Annotated in this window: 6 protein-coding genes; 1 reads left to right on the top strand and 5 read right to left on the bottom strand. The window is 66.5% G+C overall.

Going from position 1 to position 7,043, the window contains the following annotated elements; all coding sequences use genetic code 11:
* From ACLP25_RS30815 to ACLP25_RS30800, 4 genes are all read right to left on the bottom strand, one after another.
* Positions 1-2,157: TIM-barrel domain-containing protein (locus ACLP25_RS30815; protein WP_442472898.1), on the bottom strand; the 2,157-nt coding region annotated here is incomplete at its 3' end.
* A gap of 16 nt (positions 2,158-2,173) precedes the next feature.
* Positions 2,174-3,442, bottom strand: a complete 1,269-nt coding sequence (locus tag ACLP25_RS30810; protein ID WP_442472897.1) for an MFS transporter — start codon at positions 3,440-3,442, stop codon at positions 2,174-2,176.
* 336 nt (positions 3,443-3,778) lie between these two features.
* Positions 3,779-4,255, bottom strand: a complete 477-nt coding sequence (locus ACLP25_RS30805; protein WP_442472896.1) for a hypothetical protein — start codon at positions 4,253-4,255, stop codon at positions 3,779-3,781.
* 44 nt (positions 4,256-4,299) lie between these two features.
* Positions 4,300-5,247, bottom strand: coding sequence for a transglutaminase family protein (locus ACLP25_RS30800; protein WP_442472895.1), 948 nt, complete (start codon positions 5,245-5,247; stop codon positions 4,300-4,302).
* Between the two features lie 465 nt (positions 5,248-5,712).
* Here ACLP25_RS30800 and ACLP25_RS30795 point away from each other — a divergent pair, with 465 nt between their 5' ends.
* On the top strand, positions 5,713-5,844 hold the full coding sequence (locus ACLP25_RS30795) for a hypothetical protein (RefSeq protein WP_442472894.1): 132 nt from the start codon (positions 5,713-5,715) through the stop codon (positions 5,842-5,844).
* A 434-nt stretch (positions 5,845-6,278) separates the two neighbouring features.
* Here the strand turns inward: ACLP25_RS30795 and ACLP25_RS30790 are convergent.
* Positions 6,279-7,043: GH36-type glycosyl hydrolase domain-containing protein (locus tag ACLP25_RS30790; RefSeq protein ID WP_442472893.1), on the bottom strand; the 765-nt coding region annotated here is incomplete at its 5' end.

The following is a 7,043-nucleotide window of genomic DNA, read 5'->3' as shown; positions in this document are numbered from 1 at the left end:
GAGCAAGGCGTGCGATACGCCCTCGCCGCCGCCCGGAAAGACGTACGCCGCCCGCGACGGCTCGTCGTGCAGACGGGAATAGTCGTCGCCGCTGTCGGTCGTGGCGACGATCGCTCCAGCCGGCGCGAGCAGCGGCAGCCGATCGAGCGGCGCCGGAATTTTTACGCACTGACCAGGCCCGTAGACGCGCCCCGTCCAGACGTCGCGCCAGCTTTCGGCGCCCGCCGGGAGATAGACCTCGACCTCGCGCGCGCCTTCGTTCAAGACCGGGGCGGCGAGCAGGCAAGGGCCGAACATCGCCGCGTCGGCGTCGGCGAAACAGGCCGGGTCGTTCTCGAAGCGCATGAACGTCGGCGCCAGCACCGGGACATGCGCCTCGTGCGCCAAGGCCATCGCGCTGTAGAGATAGGGCATGAGCCGCAACCGCAACCGCAGCGCTTCGCGGATCGCCGGCAGCGCCTCGGGGTGCAGCCAGGGCGAGGTCGTGACGCCGTCGTCCTTCCAGCTGTTCATGAGGAAGCGCGGATGCAGGAGCCCCGCCTGCGTCCAGCGGATCAGGAGTTCCGGGTCGGGCGGCGGCCCCGCAAAGCCGCCGACGTCATGGCCGATGTTGAACATTCCGGAGAGCGACATGCCGAGGCCGGTGCGAAAATTCCACTTCAGCGAGTCCCAGCTTGTCGTGTTGTCCCCGCTCCAGGTCTGGGCGTAGCGCTGCAAGCCGGGGCCGCCGGCGCGCGTGACGGTGAAGGGACGGAGGTTCGGCCTTGCAGCGAGCTGGGCTTCGCGCGTCGCGCGCGTCATCAACAGGGCCTGCACGGGACGTAACTGCGCGAGCGGCGTCGGCTCGCCGAAACCTGCGCAGGTCGCGTCGTCGTCCCAGAGCCCATATTCATTGTTGTCGTTCCACCCCGCGTCGACGCCGTAGTCGAGGACCTCATGGGTCAGGGCCGCCTTCCACCAGGCGACGCCGGCTGCATTGGTGAAATCGACATGCGCGCCCGCGCCGTCCCAGAACTGCGATTTCAGAGGCGCGTGGTCGTCTGCGCCGGCGATGAAGCCGCCGAGCGCCGCGACCTCGCTGTAGCGGGGATGGCCGTCGAGCAGACACGGCTTGACGTTGGCGACCACTTTCATGCCCGCGTCGGCGAGGGCGCGCATGAGCGCCTCCGGCGCCGGAAATTTTTCGCGGTTCCAGGTGAAGACGTACCGCTTCTTGCCGATCGACGTGTAGCCCGAGCCGAAGTGGAACGCGGAAATCGGGACGTCATGCGTCTTCGCGGCGTCGATCACGCCCTGGATCTGCATCTGAGCATCGGGCGCGTCGGCGAGCGCCATCGCGGTCTGGGCGAAACCGAGCGACCAGCGCGGCGGCAGCGCCGTACGGCCGGTGAGCGCGACGAACTTGGCGGTGACGTCCCTGAGGCGAGGACCGAGGATGAGGTAGAGGTCGAGATCGCCGTCCTCGGCCTCGTAAGCGCGATAGCGGCCGAAGTAGTTGTCGTGCTCGCAGCCGAGGTCGAATACGCCCTCGGCGCCGTTGTCGTAGAACAGGCCGTGCGAGACGCCGCTCGCCGCGTCGCGCACGATCAGGAACGGCCAGTTCTTGTAAAGGGGATCGCCGCGCTCGGGATCGAAGCCGAGGGAATCGCGCATTGCGCATCTGACCCGCCGCCCGGTGAGGTGGAGCGGGCCGGTCTTGTCGCCGAGGCCATAGTGACGGTCGCCGGGCGCGCGCGCCATCGCGTGCCTGAAGGCGTGAGTCTTCTGGCCGAGAAAATAGGGCTGCGTCTCGCGGTCGCGCGCGAAAATCGTTCCGTCGGGCAGCGCCCAGTCGATGCGAAAGCCGTCGAGCGTAACGAACAGTCGCAGCGCTCGCGTCGCCATCGCGACATGCGTGGGCGACGTCGTGATCTCGGTCGCGACGGCCGGCCAAGAGCTGTCGTCGAGCCGCGCTCTTCCCGCCCAGTCCGTGTCGGCCTCGCCGAACGCGGGCACGGCCCAGGTACGCTTCTGACGGACCTCGCCCCCGCGCAGCACCGTCACCCGGACGAGGTCGTCGGCCAGCGCGACAATCCGCATCGCGGCGCCGTCGCCGCAATCGAGCGTCAGCCCGCGCGAGTTTGATGAGGTGAGGCGGGCGCGCAGGATCGGTTTCATCTCGATCGGGCTCCTTCTAGGCCGCCGCGAAACGCGCAGCGTGGCGTTCGCCGCCGATCAACAGGATCAGCGCCGCCGCGCCGATGAGATCGAAGACGCCAAGCAGGCCGAAGAGCGGGCCGTAGCCCAGCGTGTCGGCGAGCGCGCCGACGAGCAGGGAAAATCCGAGCCCGCCGGTCCAGGCCGCCATTCCGGCAAAGCCGCTGACGGCGCCGACCTCGCGCGAATCGAAGAGATCGGCGCTCAGCGTGTTGACGAGCACCGAGATCGTCTGGTGGGCGAAACCGCCGAGGGAAAATAGCGCGATGGCCGTGTACGGCGACGCAGCGAGCCCGATGCTCGCCGGCCCGATCATCATCAGCGCGCCGAGGACGACGCCCCAGATGCGCGACCAGACCAGCGTGACCCCAAAGGTTTTCATCAGGAACGGCGCGACAAAGCCGCCAAAGACGCCACCGAAGTCGGCCGCGAGGAACGGCAGCCAGGCGAAGAGCGCGATCTGCTTCAGATCCATGTGCCGCTCGGTCGCCAGATAGAGGGGGATCCAGAAGCTGAACGTCTGCCACGCCGGCTCGGCGAAGAAGCGCGGAACCGCGATTGCCCAGAAACGGCGCGTCGCAAGGAGTTCCCGCACCGAGGGCTTTGGCGCGCTTCCGTCCGGGCGGGTCTGCCCCGACAGGATCTCATCGCGTTCGCCGGGCGAAAGCAGGGCGTGCTCGCTGGGGTCGCGGTAGAAGGCGTACCAGAGCGCGGCCAGGAAGAATCCGATTGCGCCGGTGACGACGAAGGCTGCGCGCCAGCCCGACGTCAGGGTGACCGCGGCGACCAGCGGCGGGGCGATCAGCGCGCCGAGCGATGTGCCGACGTTGAAGAAGCCGACCGCGATCGATTTCTCCCTGTCCGGGAACCATTCCGCGACCGCCTTCATGCCGGCGGGAATTGCGGCCGCTTCTGTAAGCCCCATCAGGCAGCGCGCGCCGGCAAGCGAAAGCCAGCCCGTGACGCCTCCCTGCAGGCAGCCGGCGACCGACCACAGCGCCGCGAACAGCGCGAAGCCGAGCCTGAGGCCGATGGCGTCGACGATCAGCCCGCAAACCGGCTGCATGATCGTGTAGCCGATCTGGAACGCGCCGACGATGTAGGAATACTGCTCGGTGCTGATGCCCATCTCGCCCTTCAGTATGGGGGCGAGCACGCCGAGCGCGTTGCGCGACAGGTAGTTGATGATGGTGCCGAGCGAGATCAGCGCGACGACCCACCATCGCAAGCCGCGAATCGTGGTCACGCTCCCTCCCCGGGTGTTCGGCGCGCCTTCAGCGGCGTCGTTTCATTCCGTGCGGAATTCCGCAATCCGGGACGATCCGGACGGAAGTCTCGGCGAGCTCAGATTGTTCCCGCCCGCGCGCCCCCTGGCAAGCCAAAAGCGGTGCAGTGATCCGCCAACACGTCGAAGGCCCATGGGCGGTTCAAAGCCGGTATTTGCGCGCAGCAGACGTCCTTCGTTCAGCGGGTCATCGCGGGTCGCGACCGCGAACTTCGCGAGTGGGCGCAAAGGCCGGATTCGCTGGCGGCGCCGAAGCTTTCCGCCTGCACAGCGCCGGCGCGTTGCGCGCGGCTGCTCCTAACGCCGCGCCGCGGGTTCGCTTGTCGTCGCAGCGGCCCCGCGCGCGTTGTGAGGCGCATTGGATGCGCGCGCCGTAAACATGAAATATCCGACCAGCATCAAGGCGACAACGCCCAGCACAAAGAAGAGTCGCGAATGCGGAATGGATGCGACTTGACGCACCGTCGCGGGCGCGGCCGTATTGACGCTTCCCGGCGGCGGCAACAGTGCTGTCAGGCGAGCGGCGACGATCTCGGGAGACAAGCCTGTCGTCGCGCCGTTCGGCAAGGACTCAATCAGCGAAGTGAGTCGCTGCTTCGCCTTGTCCCTGGGCATGCGCGCGAGACTCGCGGCTTCTTTCCAAGGATCGAGGTCGAGCCGCGCGAACGCGGACACGACGCTGAGCAGCGGGCCGTCTCGTTCATCGCCGATCGTTGCGAACAGGAACGGGTCGAACTCGCAGCCGAGAAGTGGGGTAAGCGCAGCGTGGGTCATATCATTCAGCCAGGTCTCTCGGCGCGAAGGGCCGCCGCGTTTGGTCACGCCGAGAAGCGGTCCCCTCGGCCAGGCGCCGCGCCGACGTGCGAAGATTGATTTGAAATCTGAGGCCATGAGGGCGCGGCGCCCGATGTCACGAGGACCTCAACCGATAGGCTCTCGAGAGCGTCGCTGCTTCCGCCGTAGGCGCCCGAGATCGGCGCCGTCTGCCGGATGTCGCGCGCGACAGCGACGGGAATGAGATTCGCGCCGCCGACGCTGCGGTTCGTCGGATCAAAGCTGATCCACCCGGCGCCCGAAACAAAGATTTCGCCCCAGGCGTGCGTCGATCCGGCGTCCGTCGATCCCTGCAGCATCTGATCGGGGTTGAAAAGGTAGCCTGAGACCAGCCGTGCGCCGAAGCCCAATGACCGCGCCGCCTCGACGAAGAGGACCGCGAAATCGCGGCAGGAGCCCCAACCGCGGTCGAGAGTCTCGATTGGCGATTGCGTGCCCTCGTCCTCCCGGCTCTGATAGCGGATCGCCGCCGAAACGCCGGCGCTGAGATCCTTGAGCAGCGCAAGGGTATCGGTCTGATCGCCGTAGACGAACGAACGCGCCCAATTTGCAAGACGTCCGGCCCAGTCCGGATATTGTTGCCGGGTCAGCGCGCCGAGGTCCGTCCATTCGTCGTCCGAATAGCAGAAGGGATAGATGATCGCAGAGGCTGCAATGTTGAAGATCGGCCACGCCGTCGCCTCAATGCGAAGATCCACCACGCTGTCGATGACGAGACTGTTGCTTTCGCCTTGAAACACTGCGGTGGCGACGGCGTTGCCGAAGACGTCGTGCGCCCATGTGATCTGCGCCGTCGGCGACACCGTCATCACGCAGGAGATCACTTGCACATCGCGGTTCTCGCGTGGGCAGAGCATCAGCCGGTGCGGCCATAGATCGACCGACCGCCGATACCGGTAAGCCGTCCGATGATGGACCGTGAGTGGAATCATCTGCCGGTCCTCGCGTGCGCCCGTGCTCACGTTTTCGCAGGGCCTCAGGTCGAATCCGAATGGAAAACGCGCCTGCGCCTCCTGCGGTCGCCAGGGACGACGGCGGCCTACGTCTATCACAGATAGTGCAAAACTTCAGGAATATGAGATGTGGGATCGCTTTCAACTTCGCCTGTCGTCGAAATTCGTTCATATAGAGCACCGCGGACGCCGAGCGTCCTTTTCCGCGAAACATTCGCGCCTATATGTTTATAGCTCATTGACGGAATGCGCGGGACGGCGCTTGGCCAGCCCGCAGACCACCGCCGGAAGGAGAGAAAAATGGCCAAGGAGAAACGACGTGGCAACCGGGAAATACGGAAGCCCAAGACCGTGAAATCTGCAGCCGCTGCGCCCGTGTCGCCCTTCGCCCCGAAGGCTCAATCTGCCGCGACGACCCCACCGAAACGGAAGTGAGGCGCAGCGATGACGACGCGGACCCACGAAGCGACGTTGGTTCTCCCTGCGCTGTCGGCGTCTGGCGGCGTCAAGGAGATGTATCTCCTCAACCCGGATGATCTCGCTGCGGCTCTTGAGGCCGATGGCGTTGCGGCGTGAGACGCGCCTCCACACAAGCGAACGCCGTTGTGGGCTATCTCGGTCGACTTGCGGGGGCAGGCGGCGTCAGGATCGGCGGCGAAACGATTGCTCGCGCCTCGTACGAGTTTGATGGCTTTGCGACGCCCCGCGGAGGCGTGACGGCTTCCGGCGAACTCAGGCTCGCGCCTTCCGACCTCGAAGCCGTGTTTGGCAGGCCCGGAGTCCAACTCCTGACCGACGACGGCCGCCTCCTCGATTTGAAATTCTCTGAAAGCGTTCTCCCGCCCGCGGCCGAGGCGGCCCATGTCGACGTGAGCGGCGATTTGCCGCGAACGCCAGCGGAGTGGCGCGCTGGATCGACCAGGGCGTCGGTCCGATCGGGCAAAGGCCCCGAACGCGCATCAAGCTGACGCGGGAATACGGCCACGGGCCCGGGGGAAGCCTCTAACCTCTCATCCCAACCGGATGCGAACGCGGTGGGTAGCGCCGTCGTCAACGATCCGCACGCGCACCGGTCGCTCCACGACTTCGGTCCCGTCCACTTCAGCGAAGCCTATGCCCCGACTGACTCCGGATGGATTGTCGACCGTAATTTCGTAGCGCGCGGACGGCCGGCGCACCGTCAACTCGTAGTTCGCCCAGCTCCTGGGAATGCAGGGGTCGAGATGCAAAAAAGCGCCGCGGATCGTGAGCCCAAGAATGCTTTCGACCCCGGCGCGCTGCATCCAACCGGCCGAGCCCGTGTACCACGTCCAGCCGCCTCGTCCGATATGGGGCGCGCTCGCGTAGACGTCGGCCGCGACGACATAGGGCTCTACCTTGTAGCGATGCACGTCGGAGCGGGTCCGCGCATGATTGATGGGGTTGAGCATCGAGAACAGATCGGCCGCCTTGTCGCCATCGCCGAGCGCGGCAAAGGCCATCACGGACCACAAGGCTGCGTGCGTGTACTGGCCGCCGTTCTCTCGAATCCCCGGCGGATAGCCCTTGATGTAGCCGGGGTCCGGCGCGCTCTTGTCGAATGGCGGCGCGAACAACAACGCGAGGCCCTCGTCGCGCCGAATCAGCTCCCGCTCGACTGCGCTCATCGCTTTCGCCGCCCGATCGCGCGCCGCCGCGCCAGAGAGGACCGCCCAGGATTGTGCGATGGAATCGATGCGGCACTCCTCGCTCGCCGCCGAGCCCAGCGGCTCGCCGTCGTCGAAGAAGGCGCGACG

This window comes from Roseiarcus sp., from assembly GCF_052145395.1.
Classification (GTDB): Bacteria; Pseudomonadota; Alphaproteobacteria; order Rhizobiales; family Beijerinckiaceae; genus Roseiarcus.
The sequence above is the reverse complement of the archived record's forward strand: the minus strand, read 5'-3'. Positions and strand labels throughout refer to the sequence as shown.